Here is a 25,092-nt window from a genome sequence, read left to right on the forward strand (position 1 = left end):
GCCCGCCGCGTCCCCCCGGGATGCGGCGGGCGCTGCCGTAGGGTGCGGCCATGGCGATGAGCGCGCTGCCCGACTCCCGTACCGAGCCGGACGGTTCGGCCGTGATCCGCGTCCTCAGCTACAACGTCCGCTCACTGCGGGACGACGAGGACGCCGTGGCCCGAGTGATCCGGGCCTGTGCCCCCGATGTGGTGCTGGTCCAGGAGGCGCCCCGCTTCTTCCGCTGGCGCAAACACGCGGCCCGGCTCGCCGCCAAGAGCGAGCTGGTCATCCTGGGCGGCGGGGCGACCGCCTCCGGGCCGCTGCTGCTGTGCTCGCTGCGGGTCACCGTCGAGCGGACCGAGGACCTGCTGCTGCCGCTCACCCCGGGCCTGCACCGGCGGGGCTTCGCCACGGCGGTGGTACGGATCGCGGGCGCCCGGCTCGGACTGCTCAGCTGCCACCTGAGCCTCAGGGGCGACGAGCGGTACGACCAGGCCGGCCTGCTCCTCGACCGGCTGGCCGCCCTCGACGTCCCGCACGCCGTCGCCGCGGGCGACATCAACGAGCGGCCCGGCGGACGCGCGTTCCGCCGGCTGGCCGCCGAGCTGCAGGACTGCTGGGCCGTGCGGCCCTGGGGCGGCGAGTACACCTCGACGCCGGACGACCCGCACCAGCGGATCGACGCGGTCTTCGCGACCAAGGGCGTCGAGGTGCTGGGCTGCGGCGTCCCCGTGGGGCTGCCCGGGATCCGGGACGCGGACCTCAAGGCCGCGACGGACCACCTGCCGGTCCTCGCCGCCCTGCGCGTGCCGGCCTCCTGAGCGGCCCGGACGCGACGACGCCCCGGCGGCGGTGACACCACCGGGGCGCTTCCCGGGTCAGACGACCGCGCCGCGGCCCGGGTCGTCGTCGTCCTCGTCGTCGCCGTGCTTCATCCGGGCGAACAGCGTGGCGAAGCCGCCCAGGAAGCCGCCGACGCACACCGTGGTCAGCCACCACGTCATGTCCCACTGGAGCAGCACGGCGACCAGCAGCAGCACCGGGCCGCCGATGACGCCCAGCCAGGCGAACTTCGCCGCCGCGTCCGCCTCCGGCAGGGGCGGCGGCTCCGGCGGGACGAAGTGCCCCTCGTCGCTCTCGTCGAGATCGTCGTCCTTGGGCTCGGCCACCGAGTAGTCACGTGGGCCGCGCATGGCGCCGACACCCGGCGCGAACACGACGGAGCTGCCGAGCGCCGGCCGTTCGCTCTTCCCGTTCTCGGCGACGTCGTCCTCCGCGGCCCGGTCGTCCGCAGCCGCGTCCTCCTCAGCCGCGTCCTCCGCCGCCGCGTCGTCGGCGCTGTTCTCCGCGGTCCCGTCCTTCGCGGTCCCGTCCTCCGGGGTCCCGTCCTTCGCGACGTTGTCCTTCGCGGCGTTGTCCTTCTCCGGGAGCACGTCCTCCTCCGGCAGTGCCAGGTCCTCGACCGACCGGAACGGCCGGGCGCCCGGCGGGTCCGGCGGCTCCTCGCCGTACCCGGCGACGATCGCGGCCCACGCCGCCTCCTCGTCGAGCGGGTCGCGGTTCTTGTCGCGATCCGCGTCGTGCTGCTCAGCCACCGGTCGTGCTTCCCTTCTCACCGGCCACGCCGACCCCTCCGGCCTGGTCGGCCCCCTGACCCTCGTCGGTCCCGGCGGCCCCCGGAGCGAGCCGGCCGATGAACGCGTGGCTCTCCTCGAAGATGCGCTCCGCGTCGTGGTCCAACGTCGCCACGTGGTAGCTCTGTTCCAGCAGGATCTCCCGCACGTCCGTCGAGGAGATCCGGCCGAGGATGCGCGCCGAGTCCGCGGCCGGCACCACGTGGTCCTGCGGGCTGTGCAGCAGCAGCACCGGCTGCGTGACCTGCGGCAGCTCGCCGTCCACCACCTGGAAGAACCGGCGCAGCGAGTGCGCGGCGTGCAGCGGCACCCGGTCGTAGCCCAGCTCCTTGACGCCCTCCTTGGCGATGTCGCTCGCGATGCCGTTGGTCGACGGCACCAGGTGGCGGACCACCGGCAGGGCGTGCGCCATCACGCCGTGCACCTTGTTCGCCGGGTTGACCAGCACGACGCCGCGGATCGCGTCGCCGTGGCGCGCGGCGAGCCGCAGCGTGAGCGCCCCGCCCATGGAGAGCCCGCAGACGAAGACCGTGCGGCACTGCCGCAGCAGCGTCCGCAGCTCGCGGTCCACCTCCGCGTACCAGTCCTGCCAGCTCGTCACCTGCATGTCCTGCCAGCGCGTGCCGTGCCCGGGCAGCAGCGGCAGCGACACGGTCAGCCCGCGCTCCGCCAGGAACTCGGCCCAGGGGCGCAGCGACTGGGGCGAACCGGTGAAGCCGTGGCAGAGGAGTACGCCGACGTCTCCGCCGTCGTGGCGGTACGGCTCGGCTCCGGGGAGGACCGGCACGGGGTCTCCTGTTCGGGGTTCGAGGTGCTCGGGAAGTGTGTACTTCACCGTACGCGACCGGGCTGACACCGACCAGGGCCGTCACCGCCGCAAACAGGGCGGCACAGGGGTGCGGAAGAGAGCCAGGGGTACCGCAGGGGTTATGGTCTGATCGACGGAACACAGGAGGAACTCGAGTTGATCTACGGCGCTATGAAGTTCTCCATCGGAGGGACGCTGAAGCTCGCCTTCAGGCCCTGGGTGGAGGGCCTCGAGAACATTCCCGCCGAGGGGCCGGCGATCCTCGCGAGCAACCACCTGTCGTTCTCCGACTCGTTCTTCCTGCCGGCGGTCCTGGACCGCAAGGTCACCTTCATCGCCAAGGCCGAGTACTTCACGACGCCCGGTGTGAAGGGCAAGCTCACCGCCGCCTTCTTCAAGGGCGTCGGCCAGCTCCCCGTGGACCGCTCGGGCGCCCGGGGCGCGGGCGAGGCGGCCATCCGCAGCGGTATCGAGGTCATCGAGCGCGGCGAGCTGTTCGGGATCTACCCGGAGGGCACCCGCTCGCCGGACGGGCGGCTCTACCGGGGCAAGCCCGGCGGCCTCGCGCGCGTGGCGCTGGCAACCGGCGCCCCCGTCATCCCCGTCGCCATGATCGACACGGAGAAGATCCAGCCGCCCGGCAAGATCGTCCCCAAGCTGATGCGCCCCGGCATCCGGATCGGCAAGCCGCTCGACTTCAGCCGCTACCACGGCATGGACGGCGACCGGTTCATCCTGCGCTCGGTCACCGACGAGGTGATGTACGAGATCATGAAGCTCTCGGGCCAGGAGTACGTCGACATCTACGCGACCGCCGCCAAGCGCCAGATCGCCGAGGCGGAGAAGGCCGCGAAGGAGGCGGCGAAGGAGGCCTCCAAGGCCGCCGAGAAGGCGGCGGAGAAGGCGGCGGCCGAGAAGGGCGACGCCTGAGCGTCGCCGCGCACGCTGTGGGTGGGGGAGATGGCCAAGCGCGAACGCGTCGTCCGCATGTCCGTGGAGCAGCCGCTGTGGCGTGCGCTGACGGCGTACCGCGTGCTGACCATGGTCTACGCGGTGCTCCTCTTCGTCTTCACCCGCGAGGACTTCGAGCGGCCCCTGGTGGCCGCGGGCTTCCTCGCGGTGCTGGCCGTGTGGACCCTCGCCACCCTCCCCAAGGTCGCGAACGCGGCGGGCTGCACCAAGCGCTTCCTCGTCGCCGACCTGACGATCGCCCTCACCGGCATCCTGCTCACGCCCCTCGCCGACGCCCAGGCCCAGACCCAGGACGGGGCCACGCTGCCGACGATCTGGACGGCCGGCTCCGTCCTCGCGTACGCGATCAGGGGCGGCTGGCGCTGGGCCGGCTTCGCGTCCTCGCTGGTCGCCGTCGCCAACATCATCGAGCGCGGTGAGCCCAGCCGGGACACCCTGCACAACGTCCTGCTGGTGTGGGTCGCCTCCATCGCCATCGGCTACGTGGTCGAGGTCGCCCGCGCCTCCGAGCGCACCCTCGCCCGCGCCCTGGAGATCGAGGCGGCCACCCGTGAGCGGGAGCGCCTGGCGCGCGACATCCACGACTCCGTCCTCCAGGTGCTGGCCATGGTGCAGCGCCGGGGCACCGCCCTGGGCGGCGAGGCCGCCGAGCTGGGGCGGATGGCCGGCGAGCAGGAGGTCGCCCTGCGCACGCTGGTCGCGGGCGGGCTCACCCGCCGCTCGCACGTCTCCGAGGACGAGTCGCAGGGCGCGGTCGTCCGGATCGTCGACGAACCCGACGACGGGCCGCAGGACCTGCGCACCCTCCTCGCCCCGTACGCCGGGTCCCGCGTGACGTTCTCGGAGCCCGGCGCCCCCGTGCTGCTGCCGCCGGCCGCGGCCGGCGAACTGGCGGCCGCCGTCGGTGCGGCACTGGACAATGTGCGCGGGCACGCCGGGCCCGGCGCCCAGGCCTGGATCCTGGTCGAGGACTGGCCGGACGAGGTGATCGTCACGGTCCGGGACGACGGCCCGGGCATCCCGGACGGGCGGCTGGCCCAGGCCGAGGGCGAGGGGCGGCTCGGCGTCGCCCAGTCCATCCGCGGCCGGCTGCGCGACCTGGGCGGCACGGCCGAGCTGATCTCGGTGCCCGGCCAGGGCACGGAGGTCGAACTGAAGGTCCCACGGGGGAAGGCGGCGAAGCGATGAGCGAACAGCAGATCAAGGTGATGGTGGTCGACGACCACCCGATGTGGCGCGACGCGGTCGCCCGCGACCTGTCCGAGGCCGGTTTCGACGTGGTCGCGACGGCCGGCGACGGCGACCAGGCCGTACGCCGCGCCCGGGCCACCACGCCGGACGTACTGGTCCTCGACCTCAACCTGCCGGGCATGCCCGGGGTCCAGGTCTGCAAGGAGCTGGTCGGCGCCGGGTCCGGCCTGCGGGTCCTGGTGCTGTCCGCGAGCGGTGAGCACGCGGACGTGCTGGAGGCCGTGAAGTCCGGGGCGACCGGCTACCTGCTGAAGTCGGCCAGCACCGAGGAGCTGCTCGACGCGGTACGCCGTACGGCCGTCGGCGACCCCGTCTTCACGCCGGGCCTCGCCGGCCTGGTCCTCGGCGAGTACCGCCGCCTCGCCGCGGAGCCCGCGCCCGCCTCCGGCACCGACGAGCCGAACGCCCCGCGCCTCACCGACCGCGAGACCGAGGTCCTGCGCCTCGTCGCCAAGGGCCTCAGCTACAAGCAGATCGCCGAGCGCCTGGTCATCTCGCACCGCACGGTCCAGAACCACGTCCAGAACACCCTGGGCAAGCTCCAGCTCCACAACCGCGTCGAACTGGTCCGCTACGCCATAGAGCGGGGCCTGGACGACGAGTAGGCCGGGACCTCCGGCCCAGGGGCGGCCGTCGGTGGGCCGCCTTATGGTGGGCCTGACCGGCAGAGCGAGCCCGGGGAGGCGCCGTGGAGGTCCTGGCATTCGGGGTGCAGGCCGACGAGAAGCCGCTCATCGAGCGGGCCTTCGCAGGCCGGCACGGCGTCCGCTGTCTGGACGTCTTCCTCACCGAGGACACCGCGCCCATCGCCGCCGGCCGCGAGGCGGTCGTCACCAGCGTCAACTGCGACCTGGGCGCCCGCGTGCTGCGGACCCTCGCCGCCGGCGGGACCCGGATGGTCGCCCAGCGCTCCACCGGGTTCAACAACATCGACCTCGACGTCGCCCGCGAGCTGGGCCTCACCGTCGCCCGGGTGTCGTCGTACTCGCCGTACTCGGTGGCAGAGTTCGCCTGGACGCTCGCCATGGCGGTGAACCGCCGCGTCGTCCGTGCGGCCAACCGCACCCGCGACTTCGACTTCCGGCTCCACGGCCTCCTCGGCCGCGACCTGCACGGCCGCACGGCCGGCGTGCTCGGCACCGGCAGGATCGGCACGGCGTTCACCCGCATCGCGCACGGCTTCGGCATGAACCTGCTCGGCTGGGACGTCCAGCAGAACCCCGCCTGCCTGGACCTGGGCATGAAGTACGTCGACAAGGACGAGCTGCTCGCCGCGTCCGACCTGGTCAGCCTGCACGTCCCGCTGCTGCCCGCGACGCACCACCTGCTCGACGCCGCCGCGCTGAAGGCCATGAAGGACGACGCCGTCCTGGTGAACTCCAGCCGCGGCGGCCTCGTCGACACCGACGCGCTCGTCGTGGAGCTGCGCGCCGGGCGGTTCACCGGGGTCGGGCTCGACGTGTACGAGGCGGAGGCCGGGCTGTTCTTCCTCGACAAGTCGCTGGAGGGCGTCGGCGACGACACCCTGGCCCGACTGATGACCTTCCCGAACGTGCTGGTCACCAGCCACCAGGCGTACTACACGGTCGACGCGGTGAGCGAGATCGTCGCGACGACCGTGCGCAACGTCGACGACTACGCCGAGGGCAGGCGCGGCGAGAACGTGCTGGTGCCGTCCGCGGACGGCACGGCCTGAATCCGGCGCACCAGCTCCCGTACGATCTCCGCGCCGTTCAGCGTCAGCACCGACTCGGGGTGGAACTGCACGCCCGCGAAGCCCGGCCCGCGCAGGGCGTGCACCTCGCCGCCGTCCGCGTCGCGGGCCACCTCGATCCCGTGCAGTGCCAGCCTGCGCGCGGCCTCGTCGTCGCAGCGGGCCGTGAAGCTGTTGTAGAAGCCGACGGTCTCCCGCGCCCCGAACAGGTCGACGTCCACCTGGGCGCCCTGGAACGGGGTCCGCTTGCGCACGATGTCCAGGCCCAGCTCCGCCGCGATCAGCTCGTGGCCCAGGCACACGCCCAGCAGCCCGTGCCGGTGCCCGCGCAGCAGATCGGCGGCCAGCGCCCGCATCGTCCGCATCTTCGGGTCGCCCGCGTCCCCCGGGTCGCCGGGGCCGGGCCCCAGGACCACCGGGCCCTCGTGCCCGAGGACGGCCTCCCGCAGCCCCGGCTCGTCGAAGCGCCGCACGGTCACCTCGAGCCCGGAGGCCCGCAGCACGTGCGCCAGCATCGAGGTGAACGTGTCCTCCCCGTCGACCACCAGCGCGTGCCCCCGCAGCGCCGCCGACCGCTCCTGCATCTTCAGCCAGAACGGGGCGAGCCCCGCGCGCCGCGCGTCCAGCGCCTCCCGCACCCGCGGGTCGTCCGCCAGCCGCGGCGGCTCGGCCGCCTCGGCGAGCGGCCGCCCGGGCCGCACCCCCAGCGCGGTCAGCACGCCCGCCGCCTTCGCGTGGGTCTCGGCGACCTCGCCCGCCGGGTCGGAGTGGCGTACGAGCGTCGCGCCGACCGGGACGCGCAGCGCCCCGTCCGTGTCGATGTCGGCGGTACGGATCAGGATCGGCGAGTCCAGCGTCTGCGCCCCGCCCGCGTCCAGGCCCAGCAGCGCCAGTGCTCCCGCGTAGTAGCCGCGGCCGACCCCGTCCGGCCCGAGGGGCTCGTACCGCTCGATGACCCGGCAGGCGTTCTGCACCGGCGACCCGGTGACGGTCGCCGCGAACATCGTCTCCCGCAGCACCTCCCGCACGTCCAGCGTGGAGCGGCCCCGCAGCTCGTACTCGGTGTGGGCGAGGTGGGACATCTCCTTCAGCCGCGGCCCGATCACGACACCGCCCATGTCGCCGACGGTGCACATCATCTTCAGCTCCTCGTCCACGACCATCGACAGCTCGTCGGTCTCCTTGCGGTCGGCGAGGAACTCCAGCAGCCGCTCCGGCGTCGGAGCGACGCCCGCCGGGTACCGGTAGGTGCCGCTGATCGGGTTCATCACGACGGTGCCGCCCGACATCCGGACGTGCACCTCCGGGCTCGCCCCCACGAGCGTCCGCTCGCCGGTGTGCACGACGAACGTCCAGTACGCGCCCCGCTCCCCGGCCAGCAGCCGCCGGAACAGCGCCAGCGCGTCGGCCCGCCCGAAGCCCGGAACGCGCCCGGTGTACGTACGGCGGATCACGAAGTTCGCTCCCTCGCCGCGGCCGATCTCGTCCTCCACCACCCGCCGCACGATCCCGGCGTACTCCTCGTCGGGCACGTCGAAGGCGCCGCCCTCGACCCGTACGTCGTGCGCGGGGAGCTGCGCCAGCGCCTCGGCCACGGGCAGCTCGTACGTCTCGTCGGCGACCAGCACGGACAGCGGGGTGCCGTCGTCGCGGACGTCGAAGCCGCGCTCCCGCAGCTGCCGGAACGGCACGAGCGCCAGGGCCGGCCGCTCGCCGACGGGCAGGTCGGCGAGGCGTTCCACCTCGTGCACCGCGCCGGTCAGCACCTCGACGGTGTCGCCGTCCCGGCCGGGGGTGCGGCGGCGGAGCAGGGCGAAGGGCGGGCAGGTGTCGTCGAGCAGTCGGGAGAGGTCCATGAACTGCGTTCCTTCCGGAGAGGGAGGGAACGGCCGCGTGAACGAAGGAAGGCCGCCCCTCGGGCGGCCTTCGCGATGTCGTCGTACGCGCAGTCAGTGGGCCGCCGGATGAGCGGTCCACCACCAGTTCTGGGTCGTCTGGGTCGTCTGCGCGAACATGTCGGGCACCCTAGCGCATCCGCCGTGGACGGGTGCCCGATCGTCCGGATCTGTCGGATCCGTCTCACCAGTCGGGCTCCTGAGACCGCCGACGCTTCGACCCTTTACTGTTGAGCCGTGACCGTGAACGCTGATTCCCAAGCCGTCGCCGCCAAGGCGACCTGGCGAGACCTGCCCGCGGCGCAGCAGCCCGAGTACCCCGATGCCGAGGCTCTGCGCGATGTGATCGCGGACCTCGAGTCGTATCCGCCGCTCGTCTTCGCCGGCGAGTGCGACCAGCTGCGCGCCCGGATGGGAGCCGTCGCCCGTGGCGAGGCGTTCCTGCTCCAGGGCGGCGACTGCGCCGAGTCCTTCGACGCGATCTCGGCGGAGCACATCCGCGCGAAGCTCAAGACGCTGCTCCAGATGGGCGCCGTGCTGACGTACGCCGCGTCCGTCCCCGTCGTGAAGGTGGGCCGGATCGCCGGCCAGTACTCGAAGCCGCGCTCCAAGCCGACCGAGACCCGCGACGGCGTGACGCTGCCGACGTACCGGGGCGACTCGGTCAACGGCTTCGACTTCACCGAGGAGGCCCGCGTCCCGGACCCCGAGCGGCTGAAGCGCATGTACCAGGCGTCCGCCTCGACGCTGAACCTGGTGCGCGCCTTCACCACGGGTGGTTACGCGGACCTGCGCCAGGTGCACGCCTGGAACCAGGACTTCGTGAAGTCGTCGCCGTCCGGTCAGCGCTACGAGCAGCTGGCCCGCGAGATCGACAACGCGCTGAACTTCATGAAGGCCTGCGGCACCGACCCGGCCGAGTTCCGTACGGTCGAGTTCTACTCCTCGCACGAGGCGCTGCTGCTGGACTACGAGGGCGCGCTGACCCGCGTCGACTCGCGCACCGGCGAGCTGTACGACACGTCGGGCCACATGGTCTGGATCGGTGAGCGCACCCGCCAGCTGGACGGGGCGCACATCGAGTTCGCGTCGAAGATCCGCAACCCGATCGGCATCAAGCTGGGCCCGACCACCACGGTCGACGAGGCGCTCACGTACATCGACCGCCTCGACCCGGACCGCGAGCCGGGCCGGCTGACCTTCGTCGTCCGCATGGGCGCCGACAAGGTGCGCGACAAGCTCCCCGAGCTGGTCGAGAAGGTCACCGCGTCGGGTGCGACGGTCGCCTGGGTGACCGACCCGATGCACGGCAACACCTTCGAGGCGGCCTCCGGCCACAAGACGCGTCGCTTCGACGACGTCCTGGACGAGGTCAAGGGCTTCTTCGAGGTCCACAAGGCGCTGGGTACGCACCCGGGCGGCATCCACGTGGAGCTGACCGGCGACGACGTCACCGAGTGCGTGGGCGGCGGCGACGAGATCTTCGTCGACGACCTGCACCAGCGGTACGAGACGGCCTGCGACCCGCGGCTCAACCGCAGCCAGTCGCTGGACCTGGCGTTCCTGGTGGCGGAGATGTACCGCGACCAGTGACCGGAGATCGTTGATCTTGGCTGGTAAACGGCCTTGACAGGTGGATGGGGCGTGGATCCGTGTGATCCGCGCCCCATCGCCGTTTCCGGGCGTCTCCCGGGCTTTTCCACGCCCTCGGCTATGGGTAAGGTTAGGTTAGCCTCACCGATCAAGCGGGGGGTGTCGTCCCAAAGACCTGCAGGGAGGTGACCCGCGTGTACGTCTGCTCGTGCTTCGGTATCACCGAGAAGCAGGTCAAGGAACACGCGGACGCCGGTGCCTGCACGCCCCGCCAGATAGCGTCGGCCTGCAAGGCGGGCACCGACTGCGGCTCGTGCGTACGTCGCATCCAGGCCATTCTCGGCCGTGGCGCCTGTCCCCGACGCGAGCTGCTGGACCAGGGCGAGCCGGCCCTCTCCGACCTCTCGGACCTTTCCGAAGCGGCCTGAGGCTCCCGGGCCCCGACTCCCCGGGCTCTAGCTCTCCGGCTGCTCGACCAGCTGCGCGATGTACAGCGCCTCTCCGAGCTTGTCGACCAGGTCCAGCTGGGTGTCGAGGTAGTCGATGTGGTGCTCCTCGTCCGCCAGGATCGACTCGAAGATGTTCGCCGAGGTGATGTCGCCCTTGTTGCGCATCAGCTCGATGCCCCGCCGCAGCCGGTCGATCGCCTCGACCTCGATCTGCCGGTCCGCCTGGAACATCTCGGTGAGGGTCTGGCCGATGCGGACGTGGAAGAGCCGCTGGTAGTTCGGCAGGCCCTCCAGGAAGAGGATCCGGTCGGTGAGCACCTCGGCGTGCTTCATCTCGTCGAACGACTCCGCGCGGGTGTACTTGGCGAGCTTCGGCCACCCGAGGTTCTCCTGCATCTTGGAGTGCAGGAAGTACTGATTGATCGCGGTCAGTTCGGCGGTCAGCTGCTCGTTCAGGAACTCGATGACTTCGGGGTCGCCCTGCATCGCAGAGGCTCCTTCCGCGCGGGGGTGAAAGGGGCTGAATGCGCGCATCCTTGCACCGTGAGGGAAGGTCGTCCAGTAAGTACAGGCTTAGTGGGACTTGCCCGAATCGGCTCCGGCCCTGGTCGTGACCACCCCTCCCGGTCTGTCACCATTGAGTCATGGGTCAGCCGGAGAGCGAGGAACACCGGGCAGCAGGGGAGTCCACGCTTCCTCCGGGGCAGCGTCTGCAGCGCGGCTGGCCGGTCACCCACTACGGTCCCGTCCCCAAGTTCAAGCCGGACCGCTGGGAGTTCCGGGTCTTCGGCGCCACGGCGGACGGCGAGAAGCACTGCTGGAACCACGAGGAGTTCTCGGCCCTGCCGTTCTCCACGGTGGTCGCCGATCTGCACTGCGTCACGAAGTTCAGCATGCTCGGGGCCGAATGGGGGGGTGTCCCCGCCCGGACCATCCTCGAACTCGCGCCGCCGGCCGCCAATGTCACCCATGTGATGGTGTGGGCCGAGTACGGCTTCAGCGCCAACATGCGGCTCTCGGACTTCTCCTCGGAGCGGACGATCTTCGCCACGCACAAGGACGGCGAGCTGCTGACGGCCGAGCACGGCTTCCCGCTGCGGCTCATCGTGCCGCATCTGTACGCCTGGAAGGGGCCCAAGTGGGTCCGGGGCGTGGAGTACATGACCGCCGACCGCCGTGGCTTCTGGGAGGAGCGCGGCTACCACAACATCGGTGACCCCTGGTCCGAGCAGCGCTACTCGTACCAGGAGGAGCCGGGGGACGGTCCCGAGCTCTGACGCCCGGTATCCGGCCCCCGGCTCCTCCTGGTGCGGGGTTCGGCGGTGGTGCCGGCTCAGTGGTGGTACTGGTGGACCACCGCGTGGCCCTTGCCGCGGCCGATCATCCACTTGTTGACCGGCGTCGTGACGGCGAAGGCGACCGCGAAGGCGAAGGCGAGCGCGCCCCAGAACAGCGCGTCGGCCAGGTGTGCGTCCATCGCGCCCGGCACCAGCAGCAGGACGCCGTTGTCGACGATCTCCATCACGGCGATGGACAGCGTGTCCGCGGCCAGCGCCACACCGATCGCGGCCTTCAGGCTCACACCCGCCCGGACGACGGCCCAGAGGGTGAGCGAGTAGCCGAAGAAGAACGCCAGGACGATCGCGAGGACCATCGTCGGGGCGGTGCCCCAGCCCAGGGCGGTGCCGATGACCATGCCCAGCACCTCGCCGATGGCGCAGCCGATGAGGCAGTGCAGGGTGGCCTTGGCGGCCATGGCCCAGCTGACCTTGCCGCCACCCGTGTGGTGCCGGTGGCCGGCGTGACCCGCGTGGGCCGCGTGGTCCCCGTGGTGGTGGGCGTGCTCGTCGTGCGCGGTCTGCGTGTCGTGCTGCATCGGTAGCCCCCAATGCCGAGTGGCGGTTCCTCGAACAGCAGGAACCGTATACCCCCAGGGGGTATTCCCTCAAGCGGGTGAGGACCGGGAATCAGCGCAGTTTCTTCAGCCTCTCGACGTCCGCCGCGTGCCCCTCCTTGCCGCCCGGCGTCTCGATCACCAGTGGGACGCCCTCGGTCGCCGGGTGGCGCATCAGCTCCCGGAAGGGCTCCTCGCCGATGTGCCCGGCGCCGATGTTGGCGTGCCGGTCCTTGTGCGCGCCGACGACGTCCTTGGAGTCGTTGGCGTGGATGAGCTTCAGCCGGCCTTCGCCGACGGTGTCGACCAGCAGGTCGAGCGTCCGGCGCACGCCGTCCTCGCCGGCCAGGTCGTGACCGGCCGCGAAGATGTGGCAGGTGTCCAGGCACACGCCCAGCCTCGGATGCGCGTCCAGCGCCTCGAAGTACGGGCCGAAGTCCCAGGTCCGCGAGCAGAGCGAGGAGCCCTGGCCGGCCGTCGACTCCAGCAGCAGGAACGGGTCGTCGTCGTGGGTCAGCTCGTCCAGCAGCGGCAGCATGTGCTCGCGCACCTGTGCCAGCGCCTCCTCACGTGGCCGGCCGCCCGTCGCCGAGCCGGTGTGCACCACGACGCCCAGCGCGCCGATGGCGCGGCCGCGGCGCAGCGAGTGGCGCAGCGACTCCACGGACCGCTCGACGGTGGCCTCCGTGTGCGAGCCGAAGTTGATCAGATACGGGGCGTGGACATACGCCGGTATGCCCTCGGCCGCGCAGGCGGCACGGAACAGCTCGTCCTGCGCCGGGTTGCCGGCGGGCGTCGCCCAGCCGCGCGGATTGGCGACGAAGACCTGGACGGTCTCGGCGCCGATGTCGCGGGCGTAGGCGAGGCCGGTCGTGGCGAGGCCACCGGCGACCGGCACATGGCTGCCGACGGGGTTGCGGCTCCCCCCTGGCCGAGCGGGGTCGAGAGCGTGGGGGAGCATCGGTGGCTAGATTCCCTTGGTCTTGATCGTGATCGTGCTGCCCTCGGGGGCCGTGTCACCGCCGCGGACGGACTGGCCGCTCACGGTGTCGCTGAGGAAGGGGAAGCTCTTCTCGACCTTCACCTCGAAACCGGCCGCCTTCAGCTCGCGGGTGGCGTCGTCGACGCTCTTGCCGGTCACCTCGGGCACCGGGACCATGCGCGGGCCCTTGGAGACGGTGAGGGTGACGCTGTCGCCCCTGGCCGCCCGCGCGCCCTCGGCGAGGGACTGCGCGGCGACGCTGCCCGCGGGCTGCGCGGAGTGCACCTGCTCGGTGGCGATCTGCACGGTGAGCCCGGCGTCCTTCAGGGTGCGCCGCGCGTCCTCCACGGAGCTGCCGACGACACCCGGGACCTCGACCGGTGAGCCCTTGCTGACGACGAGGGCGACGGCGGAGTCCGGGTCGCGCGGGGTGCCGGCGCCCGGGTCGCTGCTGATGACCGAGCCCTGGGCGACCTCGTCGCTGAACTCCTGGGTGACGACGCCCGCCGCGAGCCCCGCCTTGCGCAGCGCCTCCTTGGCCTCGGCGAGCGGCTTGCCCTTGAGCTCCGGGACCTTGACGATCTTCGGGCCGCGGGAGATGACCAGCGTGACCGGGCCGCCGCCGCGGACGCGCTCGCCCGGTGCGGGGTCCGTGCCCATGACGGTGCCGCGCTCGTACGCGCTGCTGAAGTCGGTGCGGGTGGAGCCCACTTCGAGGCCCTCGTCCGCGAGCCGCTTCTCGGCCTCGGCCCGCGTCTTGCCCAGCACGGTGGGGACGCGGGTGAACTGGCCGGCGTTGATGTACCAGACGCCCGCGCCGGCGCCGAGGAGCAGGAGAACGGCCACGAGCGCGGCCAGCAGACCGCGGCGCGGGTTCACCGGGACCCGGCGGGGGGCCGGGCGCTCGGGCCGCTGGGGCTGCGGCCGGGTGTCGGGCGGCAGCTCCAGACGGCTGGTGTGCTGGACGTCCTGCTGGTGCTCGCCCGGCAGGGGGCGCGCGATGACGCTGGTCACGTCGTCCGGCGAGGCGCCCGTGCCGGCCGGCGCGGCCGCCTCGACGCGGGCCTGCGGCGGGACCAGGTCCAGCTGCTCGTCGCCGAGGGCGGCGCGGGACTGGCGGGCCTGCGCCAGCAGCGCCACCGCGTCGTGCGGGCGCACCTCGGGGTCGCGTGCCGTCGCCGAGGCCACCAGGGCGTCCAGCTCGGGGGCGAGCCCGGGGACGGCGGCGGACGGGGCCGGGACGTCGGTGTTCAGGTGCTGGAAGAGGACCTGGGCGGGGGTTTCGCCGCCGTGCGGCTTGTCGCCCGTCAGCATCTCGTACAGGACCACGCCGCACGCGTACACGTCGGTACGGGTGTCGGCGGTGCCGTGCTCGATCTGCTCGGGCGCCAGGTACGACACCGTGCCGAGGACCGAGCCCGTCGTGTTGGTGGCGGTGCCCACGGCCCGTACGAGGCCGAAGTCGGCCACCTTGACCCGGCCGTCGTCCCCTATGAGGACGTTCTCGGGCTTCATGTCCCGGTGCACGAACCCGGCCCGGTGCGCCGCCCCCAGCGCCGCCAGCACCGGCTCCAGGATGTCCAGCGCGGCCCGGGGCCGGAGAGCGCCGCGCTCGCGCAGCACGTCCCGCAGCGTGCACCCGGCGACGTACTCCATCGCCAGGTACACGTACGCCCCGTCGGCTCCCTGGTCGAAGACGCCGACGACGTTCGGGTGGGAGAGCCGCGCCACCGACTTGGCCTCACGGATGAAGCGCTCCACGAACGACGCGTCGGTCGCCAGGGAGGGGTGCATCACCTTCAGGGCGAGCACCCGGTCGAGCCGGGTGTCGACGGCCCGGTAGACCGTGGCCATGCCACCGACGGCGATGCGCGCGTCGACTCGGTAACGGCCGTCGAGCAGCTGGCCGACGAGCGGGTCGTGCAGGGTCGTATCCACGCGCCCGAGTCTACGAGCCCCCGCCGACCCACCCGTCGCCCTGTACATGACCAGCCCCGTACTGCAGCCGAGCTGTGACACCGCACCGCCGGTGAGGGCCGTGGGGTCGCGGGGCCGACTGCCGGACGGCGGACCGGCCGGACGGCGAACCGGCCGGTCAGAAAGCCGGGCGCTCCGGGTCCAGGGCGGCGCGGCCCTCCGTCGGCGACGACGCCTCGGCGAAGTGGCGGCGGGGGATACGGCCCGCGCGGTGCGCCAGGCGGCCGGCCTCGACGGCGTGCCGCATGGCCTCGGCCATCAGCACCGGCTCCTGCGCGCGCGTGACCGCGGAGGCCAGCATGACCGCCGCGCACCCCAGCTCCATCGCCAGCGCGGCGTCCGACGCCGTCCCCGCCCCCGCGTCCAGGATCACGGGCACGCGCGCGTGCTCCACGATCAGCTGGAAGTTGTGCGGGTTGCGGATACCGAGCCCGGAGCCGATGGGCGAGCCCAGCGGCATGATCGCCGCGCAGCCGACGTCCTCCAGCTTCCGCGCGAGCACCGGGTCGTCATTGGTGTACGGCAGCACGGTGAAGCCGTCGTCCACCAGCGTCTCGGCGGCGTCCAGCAGCTCGATCGGGTCCGGCAGCAGCGTCCGCTCGTCGGCCACGACCTCCAGCTTGACCCAGTCCGTGCCCAGCGCCTCGCGCGCGAGGCGCGCCGTGAGCACCGCCTCGCCGGCCGTGAAGCAGCCCGCCGTGTTCGGCAGGACGCGGATGCCCAGCCGGTCCAGGACCGACAGGACGGACCCGTGGACCGTCGGGTCGATGCGGCGCATCGCCACGGTCGTCAGCTCCGTGCCGCTCGCGACGAGCGCACGCTCCAGCACGTCGAGGCTGGGCGCCCCGCCCGTACCCATGATCAGCCGGGAGTCGAACGTGGTCCCGGCGATGGTCAGTCGGTCGTCACCCATGCCTCAGCCCCCCTGCACCGCGGTCAGCACCTCGACGCGGTCGCCGTCGCCGAGCACCGTCCCGGCCCACTGGCTGCGCGGGACGACGGTCTCGTTGACCGCGGCCGCGACCCCGGAGGGTGCGGTGGTCAGGGTGGCGACCAGCGCGTCGAGCGTGGTCGGGGCGGTGAGTTCGCGCGTCTCGCCGTTCACGGAGACGCTCAGCACGGCGCTCATGGCGCTCCTGTTCATGACGCTCCTACGGAAACGGAGGAGAAGCGGGCGGGGGTGAACGCGGCGGCCTCGTCGGGCAGTTCGCCCGTCGTGAGGTACGCGGCCAGCACATCGCCGGTGACCGGCGTCAGCAGCACCCCGTTGCGGTAGTGCCCCGTCGCCAGGCACAGGCCCGGCAGCGCGGAGGGCCCCAGCAGCGGCGCGTTGTCGGGCGAGCCGGGCCGCAGCCCCGCCCCGGTCTCCGCCAGCGGCAGCTCCGTGATGCCCGGCACCAGCTCGTGCGCGTCGCGCAGCAGCTCGTACACCCCGCCGGCCGTGACCGTCGTGTCCCAGCCCAGCTCCTCGCTCGTCGCGCCCACGACCAGCTCGCCGTTCTCGCGCGGCACCAGGTACACATGGCTGCCCCGCACGACCGCCCGGACGGTACGGCTCAGGAACGGCGCGTACGCGGGCGGCACCGTCAGCCGCACGACCTGCCCCTTCACCGGCCGCACCGGCGGCAGCACCTCGTCCGGTACGCCGCCGAGCCCGCCGCTGTGGCTGCCGGCGGCCAGCACCACCTGGTCCGCGGCCCACTCCGTACCGTCGGCCAGGGCAGCGCCGGCCGCCCGGTCATGCTCCACGCGCAGGCGCTCCGCCCGTGTCCGCAACAGGGTCACCCCGGCCCGCTCGCACGCCACGACCAGGGCCGCCGCCAGGCGCCGCGGATCGACCTGGTGGTCGCCGTCCACGCGGAGCCCGCCGCGCACTCCCGGCGCCAGCAGCGGCTCCAGGCGCCGGCACTCCCGGCCGGTGAGCCACTCCGACTCCAGCCCGCAGCGCCGCTGCAGCGCGTGCAGCTCCCGCAGGTGGGCGCGGTCGTCGGCGTCCAGCGCGACGGCCAGCGTGCCGCACGTGCGGAACCCGACGTCCAGCCCCGTCGCCGCCTCCAGTTCGGCGACGAAGCCCGGATAGCGCCGCGCCGACGCCATGTTGAGCCCGAGGAGCGTCTCCTCCCCGTAGTGCAGTTCGGTGACGGCGGCGAGCATGCCCGCGGCCACGCGGGCGGCACCCCCGCCGGGTTCGGGGTCCGCCACGGCGGTGCGCAGCCCCCGCTGCGCCGCCCGCCAGGCCGTGACCAGGCCGATGATCCCGCCCCCGATGACGAGGACGTCTGATGTACGCGACATGGGCGTCCAGCCCCTCCCTTCGCCGGCATGACCCGGATCAGGTTCGTACGGTCGGAGGCCGCCCAGCCTCCCTCTCAGCCCGGTCGTCCGGGCTCCCGCGAGTGCTTCCAGCGGGGCCAGACTAACCCCCGCCCGCAACCGGGGGTAAGGGAGCCCGCCGCGGGGCGTTCGGCCGCGGAGGACCGGGGAAGGGGAGTCCCCGGAGGTCCGCGGGGCGACCGTGAACGAGCAGCCACTGCCCTGACGGCATGTCAGCTGCGTAAGGTGATCGGGTGAGCGAGCAGCAGCAACAGCAGAACCGGCGCGGGACCGAGGCGCGCACCGGATCCGGCGCCCGGCCGGGTGCCGTTCGGGCGGACGCGGCCGGGCCCACGAGCGGCGCGGAAGGCGCGCGGCGCGTCGTCGTCGTCGGTGCCGGGATGGCCGGCGTGCAGACCGCCGTGGCCCTGCGCGAACAGGGCTTCACCGGGCCGGTGCTGGTCATCGGCGCCGAGCCGCACCAGCCCTACGACCGGCCGCCCCTGTCCAAGGCGGTCCTGCTCGGCAAGGCCGAGGGCTCGGCCTTCGACGTGGACTTCGAGGCCCTGGACATCGAGCTGCGCCTCGGCGTCGAGGTGACCGGCCTGCGCCCCGGCGACCACGAGGTCGACACGGAGGCGGGCCCCGTCCCGTACGACGTCCTCGTCGTCGCCACCGGCGCCGTCCCCGTCACCCTGCCCGGCTCCGAGGGCGTCCCCGGCGTCCATCTGCTGCGCACCCTGGACGACGCCGAACGGCTGCGGCCCGTCCTGGCCGAGCAGCACGACATCGTGGTCGTCGGCGCGGGCTGGATCGGCGCCGAGTTCGCCACCGCCGCGCGCGAGGCGGGCTGCGCGGTCACCGTCGTGGAGGCCGCGGGACGCCCGCTCGCCGGAGCGCTGCCCGCGGAGGTCGCCGCCCCCATGGCCGAGTGGTACGAGGAGAGCGGCGCCCGGCTCCTCACGCACGCGCGCGTGGCCGAGATCGAATCCGGCAGGGTCGTCCTGGCCGACGGCCGGGTCCTGCCCGCCGGCGCCGTCGTCGTGGGCATCGGCGCCCGCCCCGCCACGGCCTGGCTGGCCGGCTCCGGCGTCGCGCTCGGCCCGGACGGCGCGATCACGGCCGACGACCACCTGCGCACCTCCGCCCCCGACGTGTACGCCGTCGGCGACTGCGCCTCCTTCCCGTCCGCCCGCTATGGCGCCCGGCTGCTCGTCCACCACTGGGACAACGCCCTGCAGGGCCCCCGCACGGTCGCCGCCGACATCGTGGGCGAGGACCCGCGGCCGTACGACCCGGTGCCGTACTTCTGGTCGGAGCAGTTCGGCCGCTTCGTCCAGTACGCCGGCCACCACGCCTCCGCCGACACGCTGATCGCGCGCGGCGACCCGGCCGGCGCCGCCTGGTCCGTGGCCTGGCTGCGGGAGGGCGCTCTCGTGGCGCTGCTGGCCGTGGGGCGGCCGCGGGACCTGGCGCAGGGCCGAAAGCTCATCGAGTCGGGCGCGCTCCTGGACGCCGAGCGCGTCGCGGACCCGTCCGTTCCGCTGAAGGCCGCGGTCCGGGACGCGGCCTGACGCCGAGCGGCCGGAGCGGCCGGGACCGGGCCGTACGGGCGGTGCCGTCCGCCCGTACGGCCCGGCCCGGCTACCGGCTGTCAGTGCGGGATGGCAGGCTTGTGGACGTGACCGAGATTGACGCGAAGATCGATGCGCTCGTCCCCGCCTGGCTTCACCTCCCCGACATCGCCGAGATGATGGACGTCGAGGTGACGCGGGTGCGGCAGCTCGTCAAGGAGGGCCAGCTGATCGCCGTGCGCCGCGGTGAGAACCGCGCGCTGCAGGTGCCGGCTGCCTTCATCAAGGACGGCAAGGTCGTCAAGGGGCTCTCCGGCACCCTGACGCTCCTGAGGGATGACGGCTTCACCGACGAAGAGATGCTGGAGTGGCTCTTCACGCCGGACCCCTCCCTGCCGGGCACGCCCGCGCAGGCACTGGCCGAGAACCGCGGCACGGAGGTAAAGCGCCGAGCCCAGGCACTGGCCGTCTGACGGCCACGGCCGACCGCGGGCGGGCGGCCCGCCGAAGGCCGGACCGCCCGCCGTCCGGACGCCCGGAGCCGGGGCCGGCGACGATCGCCGCCCCCGGCGAGCCCCGGCCCGTCGAAGCAACCGCACAGCCGGCGGTGTACGGTCGCCGGGCCGTACACCGCCGGACCCACGGGGGGAGCACCTCATGTCCACCGCACGCGCCGCGCTGTCCGATGCCCGGCTCTACCTCTGCACGGACGCCCGCAGGCGCCAGGGCGACCTGCCGGAGTTCCTGGACGCCGTCCTGTCCTCCGGCGTGGACATCGTCCAGCTGCGGGACAAGGGCATGGAGGCCGGCGAGGAGCTGGAGCACCTGGCCGTGTTCGCCGACGCCTGCCGCCGGCACGGAAAGCTGCTCGCGGTGAACGACCGGGCCGACGTCGCGCACGCGGCCGCCTCCGACGTGCTGCACCTCGGCCAGGGCGACCTGCCGGTCCCCGCCGCCCGCGCCGTCCTCGGCGACGCGGTGCTCATCGGCCGGTCCACGCACGCCGAGGCGGAGGTCGACGCGGCCGTCGCCGAGCCGGGCGTCGACTACTTCTGCACGGGCCCCTGCTGGCCCACGCCCACCAAGCCGGGGCGGTACGCCCCCGGGCTCGGCCTGGTGCGGTACGCGGCGTCGCTGGCCCAGGACCGGCCCTGGTTCGCGATCGGCGGGATCGACGCGGGCAACCTCGACGACGTGCTGGACGCCGGTGCCCGCAGGATCGTGGTGGTCCGCGCCATCACGGAGGCGGACGACCCGGCGGCCGCCACGGCGGACCTCGCCAAGAGGGTCCGCGAACGCGCCACGGCCTGATCGCGCCACCGCCGGGCCGGCTCCCCCCACCCCGCAACCCGCCACACCGGTCGGCGTCGCCGCCCGGCCGCGCCGATCCGCTCCGCGACCCTCGATCGTCCGCATCGTGAGACGAATTCCGGCCAAACATGGCCAGGAGAGCCATGAGGCGTCCGATGGGTGGACAAGAAACGAACAAATGGGGCGAAACGGTGTGCTCCGGTTGGGTGACCGCCCAGCGGTGGCTAACCTGCCCGTATGGCCCTTGGCACATCCTCCACCAGGACAGATCGCGCCCGCACCGTGCGCGATCTGCTCGCGACCGGCACGACGTACTCGTTCGAGTTCTGGGCGCCCAAGACCGAGAAGGGCGAGCGGAACCTCTGGAACGCGCTGCGCCGGGTCGAGGCGGTGGCACCCAGCTTCGTCTCCGTGACGTACGGAGCCGGCGGTTCCACTCGTACGGGTACGGTCAAGGCCACCGAGCAGATCGCCTCCGACACCACGCTCACACCCGTCGCCCACCTCACGGCGGTCGGCCACTCCGTCGCCGAACTGCGCAACATGGTCGGCCAGTTCGCCGACGCCGGCATCCGCAACATCCTCGCCCTGCGCGGCGACCCGCCGGGCGACCCCATGGGCGACTGGGTCGCGCACCCCCAGGGCCTCGACTACGCGGTCGACCTGGTCCGCCTCATCAAGGAGGCGGGCGACTTCTGCGTGGGCGTCGCCGCGTTCCCCGAGATGCACCCGCGCTCCGCGGACTGGGACACCGACGTGCGGCACTTCGTCGACAAGTGCCGGGCCGGCGCCGACTACGCGATCACGCAGATGTTCTTCGATCCGGAGAGCTATCTGCGGCTGCGCGACCGGGTCGCCGCGGCCGGCTGCGACACCCCGATCATCCCGGAGGTCATGCCGGTCACGAACATCAAGCAGCTCGACCGTCTCCCGCAGCTCAGCAACGCGCACTTCCCGCCCGTCGTGAAAGAGCGGATCCTCGCGGTCAAGGACGACGCGGCCGCTGTACGCTCACTGGGCATCGAGTTCGCAACGGAGTTCTGCGCACGGCTGCTGTCCGAGGGTGTGCCCGGACTGCACTTCATCACGCTCAACAACTCCACGGCTACGCTCGAGATCTACGAGAATCTCGGACTGCACCAGCAGTCCTGACCGGCCGTACCCGTCACGTCCCGAGGCGGCGGCCGCAACGAGAGGGGCGGGCATGTGGTGGACGGTCCTCTACATCGCGTTCGGCGTGGTCGCGCTGTGGCTGCTGGGTGAGGTGCTGCTGCAGTACAAGGCACGGCTGCGCTGGCGCCTGCTCGCCTTCTTCGGCTTCCTCGGCGTCGTCGGTGGCGTCGTGTTCTCGTCGATCGTCATGATCATCATCGGGGCCACGGCCTTCGGTGTCGGCCAGACCTTCGTCACGCTGTCCTTCCTGCGCGGCTTCTCCACCGGCTGGGCCCTCGGCGGCCGCCCGGGCGCCAGCCGCCGGCGCAGGACCGCACCCGGAGCCGACGCCGGGCCCACGCTGGAGGTCTCGGACCTGGAGTACGGGCGGCCCGAGGACGCGCCGGACGCCCCGCACGGCCCGTACGACCCCTCCCGCGAGCCGTCGCCCGCGGGGCCGGCCCCCGTCTACGAGCCCCAGCCCCTGCCGGACGAGACCGGCCAGTACGGCGTCTACCAGGACCCGCAGGCCGGTAACCCGGCCCCGGACCAGGACCGGACGGCCGCGTACGCGCCGTACGCGGACCACTCCGGCTACGACACGGGTGCCTACGCCGGGACGTACGACTACGGCACCGGCGAGCAGCAGCAGTACGCCGCGTACTCCGACCCGTACATCGGCACCACCACCGCGGGCCCGGGCGCCCCGCAGTACGGCGCCTACGACAGCTACGGCGGCCAGCAGCAGTACACCGACCCCTACGCCGGCCAGTACGGCATGGACACCCCGCCCGGCGGCGTATGGGTGCCGCAGCAGCGCGACGGCGAGCAGCAGTTCCCGCCGCCCCCGCAGGACCAGCCGTCCCCCTACGGCTACGACCAGGGCGGCCAGCCCTACCGCTACTGACCCGCCCGGGCCCTACGGCCCGCGCTCCCCGTCCCCGGCGACCGGTGCCCCGGTGGCCCGCAGGCTCCCTGCCCGGCGAGTGACCTCCGGACGCCGACCCGCACAGGGCCCGACGCCCTGAGGGCGAGCCCCCGCCGGCCCCCCGCACGGCAGCCCGCCGGGCGACCGGCGCCGTAAAGCCACCCGCCACGGTCCCGCTACTGCGACCCGCGGAAGTCCGCGCCCTCCACGATCAGCCCGGCCACGAGCGCGCCCGACATCCCGGCGTGCGCGAGGCCGCCGCCCGGGTGCGCCCAGCCGCCCGCGAAATACAGCCCGGGCAGCGGCGCGGGATTGGCCGCCGGCAGCAGCGCACCCTCCACGCCCGCGAACGCCGGCGCGGGCACCTGATGGGTCCCCGTCTCCCGGTACGTGTCGGCGGGCGTGCGCACCTCGCGCCACAGCAGCCGCTCCCGCAGCTCCGGCACCGCGGCCTCCGCCGCCTCCACCATCCGGTCGGCGAACTCCTCCACCCACTGCGGCGAACCGCTCCACACGTCCTCCGGCGCCATGGGCTCGCCCGCGGGCACCGTCGCCGTCACCGTCACCGCCTCGTGGCCGCCGTCCGGGACCAGCGCCGGGTCTCCGGGGCGCAGCACCACCACCGTGGGCGGGCCGGCCAGGGGGCCGCCGGGGGCCAGGGTCGTCAGCTCGGCCGCGAGGTCGCCGGAGTGCACCACCGTCCGGTGCGCCGCGTCCGCCTCCCGCGCACCCCGCAGCGCGAGACACACGGTCACCCGGCCCGTGCGCACCTCCGACGCGAAGCGCGGCCACTCCTCCTGCCGCTCCCACGCCACCACCCGGTCCCGCAGGAGCGCCGGCACGGGCGCCCCCGCCACCACGTGGTCCGCCTCCACGACCTCGCCGCCGGCCAGTTCGATCCCCGCGGCGCGGCCGCCCTTCTCCACCACGCCCGTCACCTCGGTGCCGAAGACGAACTCGACCTTCCGCGCGAGGCACCGCTCGTACACGGCGTCCGCGAGCGCCCGCAGGCCCCCGCCGACGTACCAGGTCCCGAAGGTCTGCTCCATGTACGGCAGGACCGCCGCCGACGGGGGAGCGGTCGCCGGGTCCAGGCCGTACGCCAGCGCGTACCCGTCCAGCAGCGCCGCCAGCCGCTCGTCGCCCAGCTCACGGCGGCCCACGGCGGCGAGGGTCGCGGCCGTCCGCCGCAGCAGGCCGGTCTTCAGCGCCGGGTACGGGTCGCGCGAGAACACCGACACGTCGGCCGGCAGCGGCTCCTCCAGCAGGGGGCGCCGCGAGCGGTCCCACGCGTCACGCGCCCGGTTCAGGAAGGCGGCCCACCGCTCGCCCGCGCCCTTGCCCAGCGCCTCGTCCAGGGCGTCCACGACACCGGCCCGCGACGCGTTGGGCAGGGACACCGCCGTGCCGTCGGCGAAGACGTGCCGGCTCGCCGGGTCCACCTGCGTCAGCCCGACGCACCGCTCCAGCGGCTCCTTGCCGGTCTTGACGAACAGGTCCCGGTAGACCGCGGGCAGATGCAGCAGGCCGGGTCCGGTGTCGAAGCCGAAACCGTCCCGCTCGAAGCGGCGCACACCGCCGCCGTACGTCTCCGCCCGTTCATACACCGTCACCCGGTGGCCTGCCACAGCCAGCCGCGCGGCCGCCGCCATGGCGCCCATCCCGGCGCCGATCACCGCAATCCGTGCCATGGCAGGGACTCTATAAGCCCCCACTGACACAACCGCTCAGCGCGGCGGCCCCGGTGGCCCGGCCGACGCCATCCGCTTCTCCTCGCGCCGCTGCGCCCGGCGGCGCAGGAACCGGCGGATCCGCCCGACGAGGAGGACGACGACGAGGACGCCCAGCACGAGCAGCGTGCCGGCGATGATCGCGGCGGCCACCGGGTTGAACACCGCGAAGGTGATGATCCCCGCGACGCCCAGGTCCTCCGCGATGCTGACCACGATGTTGCTCAGGGGCTCGGGGGAGGTGTTCACCGCCATCCTGGTCCCGGCCTTGACCAGATGGCTCACCAGCGCCGTGGAGCCGCCGATCGCGCCCGCCGCCACCTCGGACAGCGAACCGCTCTGCCCGGCCAGCAGCGCCGCCACCACGGCGCCGGACAGCGGCCGGACGACGGTGTGCACCGCGTCCCAGACGGTGTCGACGTACGGGATCTTGTCGGCCACCGCCTCGATCAGGAAGAGCACACCGGCGGCGATCAGGACGTCCGGGCGCTGGAGCGCCTCGGGTACGTCGTCGGCCACGCCGGTGGCGCCGAATATGCCGAGGAGCAGGATCACCGCGTAGGCGTTGATCCCGCTGGCCCAGCCGCTCGTGAAGACCAGAGGAAGTACGGACACGGCCGTGATCGTAACGAAGCGGCCGCACGCGCGCGTGGGGTTCGCGACGGTCCTCTGAGTACGCGTACTCAGAGGCGCAGATGAGTACGCGGGCGGATGGGCCGGCCCCCGCCCGGACGGAAGAGTGGTGGTCACGGAAGGGGCGCAGCGCCGGAACCGCCGGCACGGGGCGGCGGAAACGGCGCCGCGCACCTGCCGAACGGGGTGCACCACGGAGGGCCCACGACCCGGGGGAACACGGGGGTTCGGGCTCTGACGCACCACGGGGGTGCGGGGGGAAACGCGCCGGTCCGGCGGGGCTCGGGGGGATCGAGCCTC

Annotated in this window: 26 protein-coding genes and 1 riboswitch; of the genes, 13 read left to right on the plus strand and 13 right to left on the minus strand. The window is 73.3% G+C overall.

All coding sequences use genetic code 11. From position 1 onward, the window contains the following. The first annotated feature begins 50 nt into the window (after positions 1-50). Positions 51-803, plus strand: coding sequence for an endonuclease/exonuclease/phosphatase family protein (locus tag ABEB09_RS24645; RefSeq protein ID WP_345692091.1), 753 nt, complete (start codon positions 51-53; stop codon positions 801-803). A 57-nt stretch (positions 804-860) separates the two neighbouring features. Here ABEB09_RS24645 and ABEB09_RS24650 read toward each other — a convergent pair whose 3' ends face one another. Together ABEB09_RS24650 and ABEB09_RS24655 are read right to left on the minus strand one after the other, a co-directional pair. Next, positions 861-1,577: a hypothetical protein gene (locus ABEB09_RS24650; protein WP_345692092.1), complete on the minus strand. Its 717-nt coding sequence runs from the start codon at positions 1,575-1,577 to the stop codon at positions 861-863. After that, entirely contained in the window at positions 1,570-2,403 is an 834-nt protein-coding gene (locus ABEB09_RS24655) for an alpha/beta hydrolase (RefSeq protein ID WP_345692093.1), read from the minus strand. Before ABEB09_RS24655 ends, ABEB09_RS24650 begins: the two co-directional genes overlap by 8 nt. Positions 2,404-2,595: 192 nt before the next feature. Between ABEB09_RS24655 and ABEB09_RS24660 the strand changes: the two genes are divergently transcribed. The 4 genes from ABEB09_RS24660 (at position 2,596) to ABEB09_RS24675 (ending at position 6,343) form a co-directional block, all read left to right on the plus strand. Then, positions 2,596-3,354 carry a lysophospholipid acyltransferase family protein gene (locus ABEB09_RS24660; protein WP_345694073.1) on the plus strand — a complete coding sequence of 253 codons (759 nt, stop codon included), beginning with the start codon at positions 2,596-2,598 and terminating at the stop codon, positions 3,352-3,354. Between the two features lie 30 nt (positions 3,355-3,384). After that, entirely contained in the window at positions 3,385-4,584 is a 1,200-nt protein-coding gene (gene macS, locus ABEB09_RS24665) for a MacS family sensor histidine kinase (RefSeq protein ID WP_345692094.1), read from the plus strand. After that, positions 4,581-5,252 carry a response regulator gene (locus ABEB09_RS24670; RefSeq protein ID WP_345692095.1) on the plus strand — a complete coding sequence of 224 codons (672 nt, stop codon included), beginning with the start codon at positions 4,581-4,583 and terminating at the stop codon, positions 5,250-5,252. Before macS ends, ABEB09_RS24670 begins: the two co-directional genes overlap by 4 nt. A gap of 83 nt (positions 5,253-5,335) precedes the next feature. After that, a complete protein-coding gene (locus tag ABEB09_RS24675; protein WP_345692096.1) occupies positions 5,336-6,343 on the plus strand; it encodes a 2-hydroxyacid dehydrogenase in 1,008 nt (335 codons plus the stop codon). Here ABEB09_RS24675 and ABEB09_RS24680 read toward each other — a convergent pair. Next, the gene (locus ABEB09_RS24680; RefSeq protein ID WP_345692097.1) at positions 6,283-8,217 is read right to left on the minus strand and encodes an anthranilate synthase family protein; all 1,935 of its coding nucleotides are present in this window, start codon (positions 8,215-8,217) and stop codon (positions 6,283-6,285) included. The two genes, ABEB09_RS24675 and ABEB09_RS24680, sit on opposite strands and share 61 nt — an antisense overlap. 93 nt (positions 8,218-8,310) lie before the next feature. Then, the gene (locus ABEB09_RS35035; protein ID WP_380840198.1) at positions 8,311-8,376 is read right to left on the minus strand and encodes a trp operon leader peptide; all 66 of its coding nucleotides are present in this window, start codon (positions 8,374-8,376) and stop codon (positions 8,311-8,313) included. Between the two features lie 117 nt (positions 8,377-8,493). Between ABEB09_RS35035 and ABEB09_RS24685 the strand changes: the two genes are divergently transcribed. Both ABEB09_RS24685 and ABEB09_RS24690 read left to right on the plus strand, forming a co-directional pair. Further along, a complete protein-coding gene (locus ABEB09_RS24685; RefSeq protein ID WP_345692098.1) occupies positions 8,494-9,849 on the plus strand; it encodes a class II 3-deoxy-7-phosphoheptulonate synthase in 1,356 nt (451 codons plus the stop codon). A gap of 185 nt (positions 9,850-10,034) precedes the next feature. Continuing rightward, positions 10,035-10,277 carry a (2Fe-2S)-binding protein gene (locus tag ABEB09_RS24690; protein ID WP_345692099.1) on the plus strand — a complete coding sequence of 81 codons (243 nt, stop codon included), beginning with the start codon at positions 10,035-10,037 and terminating at the stop codon, positions 10,275-10,277. 27 nt (positions 10,278-10,304) lie between these two features. On the opposite strand, the gene bfr is transcribed toward ABEB09_RS24690, so the two are convergent. After that, positions 10,305-10,784 carry a bacterioferritin gene (bfr, locus tag ABEB09_RS24695; RefSeq protein ID WP_345692100.1) on the minus strand — a complete coding sequence of 160 codons (480 nt, stop codon included), beginning with the start codon at positions 10,782-10,784 and terminating at the stop codon, positions 10,305-10,307. A gap of 158 nt (positions 10,785-10,942) precedes the next feature. On the opposite strand from bfr, the gene ABEB09_RS24700 reads away from it, so the two are divergent. Beyond that, complete coding sequence (locus tag ABEB09_RS24700) at positions 10,943-11,575, plus strand: sulfite oxidase-like oxidoreductase (protein WP_345692101.1); 633 nt, start codon at positions 10,943-10,945, stop codon at positions 11,573-11,575. Between the two features lie 56 nt (positions 11,576-11,631). Here the strand turns inward: ABEB09_RS24700 and ABEB09_RS24705 are convergent, their stop codons facing one another. From ABEB09_RS24705 to thiO, 6 genes are all read right to left on the minus strand, one after another. Next, on the minus strand, positions 11,632-12,174 hold the full coding sequence (locus ABEB09_RS24705; protein ID WP_345692102.1) for a DUF4396 domain-containing protein: 543 nt from the start codon (positions 12,172-12,174) through the stop codon (positions 11,632-11,634). 91 nt (positions 12,175-12,265) lie between these two features. Beyond that, positions 12,266-13,153, minus strand: coding sequence for a deoxyribonuclease IV (locus ABEB09_RS24710; RefSeq protein WP_345692103.1), 888 nt, complete (start codon positions 13,151-13,153; stop codon positions 12,266-12,268). 6 nt (positions 13,154-13,159) lie between these two features. Then, entirely contained in the window at positions 13,160-15,112 is a 1,953-nt protein-coding gene (pknB, locus tag ABEB09_RS24715) for a Stk1 family PASTA domain-containing Ser/Thr kinase (protein ID WP_345692104.1), read from the minus strand. Between the two features lie 157 nt (positions 15,113-15,269). After that, entirely contained in the window at positions 15,270-16,064 is a 795-nt protein-coding gene (locus tag ABEB09_RS24720; protein WP_345692105.1) for a thiazole synthase, read from the minus strand. 3 nt (positions 16,065-16,067) lie between these two features. Beyond that, on the minus strand, positions 16,068-16,295 hold the full coding sequence (gene thiS / locus ABEB09_RS24725; protein ID WP_380840157.1) for a sulfur carrier protein ThiS: 228 nt from the start codon (positions 16,293-16,295) through the stop codon (positions 16,068-16,070). Beyond that, positions 16,292-17,446: a glycine oxidase ThiO gene (thiO, locus tag ABEB09_RS24730; protein WP_345692106.1), complete on the minus strand. Its 1,155-nt coding sequence runs from the start codon at positions 17,444-17,446 to the stop codon at positions 16,292-16,294. Before thiO ends, thiS begins: the two co-directional genes overlap by 4 nt. Continuing rightward, positions 17,444-17,555, minus strand: a riboswitch (TPP riboswitch). (Overlaps the previous gene by 3 nt.) Positions 17,556-17,865: 310 nt before the next feature. Between thiO and ABEB09_RS24735 the strand changes: the two genes are divergently transcribed. From ABEB09_RS24735 to ABEB09_RS24755, 5 genes are all read left to right on the plus strand, one after another. After that, positions 17,866-19,038, plus strand: a complete 1,173-nt coding sequence (locus tag ABEB09_RS24735; RefSeq protein WP_345694075.1) for an NAD(P)/FAD-dependent oxidoreductase — start codon at positions 17,866-17,868, stop codon at positions 19,036-19,038. A 107-nt stretch (positions 19,039-19,145) separates the two neighbouring features. After that, positions 19,146-19,511 (plus strand): Rv2175c family DNA-binding protein, encoded by a 366-nt coding sequence (locus ABEB09_RS24740; protein WP_345692107.1) that lies wholly within the window; start codon positions 19,146-19,148, stop codon positions 19,509-19,511. A 184-nt stretch (positions 19,512-19,695) separates the two neighbouring features. Further along, complete coding sequence (thiE, locus tag ABEB09_RS24745) at positions 19,696-20,349, plus strand: thiamine phosphate synthase (protein ID WP_345692108.1); 654 nt, start codon at positions 19,696-19,698, stop codon at positions 20,347-20,349. A gap of 237 nt (positions 20,350-20,586) precedes the next feature. Beyond that, positions 20,587-21,501, plus strand: coding sequence for a methylenetetrahydrofolate reductase [NAD(P)H] (gene metF, locus ABEB09_RS24750; protein ID WP_345692109.1), 915 nt, complete (start codon positions 20,587-20,589; stop codon positions 21,499-21,501). 52 nt (positions 21,502-21,553) lie between these two features. Then, positions 21,554-22,408: a chromosomal replication initiator protein DnaA gene (locus ABEB09_RS24755; protein WP_345692110.1), complete on the plus strand. Its 855-nt coding sequence runs from the start codon at positions 21,554-21,556 to the stop codon at positions 22,406-22,408. Between the two features lie 197 nt (positions 22,409-22,605). On the opposite strand, the gene ABEB09_RS24760 is transcribed toward ABEB09_RS24755, so the two are convergent. Together ABEB09_RS24760 and ABEB09_RS24765 are read right to left on the minus strand one after the other, a co-directional pair. Beyond that, positions 22,606-24,120, minus strand: a complete 1,515-nt coding sequence (locus ABEB09_RS24760; RefSeq protein ID WP_345692111.1) for a phytoene desaturase family protein — start codon at positions 24,118-24,120, stop codon at positions 22,606-22,608. Positions 24,121-24,156: 36 nt separating this feature from the next. Next, positions 24,157-24,774, minus strand: coding sequence for a DUF4126 domain-containing protein (locus ABEB09_RS24765; RefSeq protein WP_345692112.1), 618 nt, complete (start codon positions 24,772-24,774; stop codon positions 24,157-24,159). Positions 24,775-25,092: the final 318 nt, after the last annotated feature.

The sequence above is a fragment of the Streptomyces coeruleoprunus genome, from assembly GCF_039542925.1.
In the GTDB taxonomy this organism is placed as follows: Bacteria; Actinomycetota; Actinomycetes; order Streptomycetales; family Streptomycetaceae; genus Streptomyces; species Streptomyces coeruleoprunus.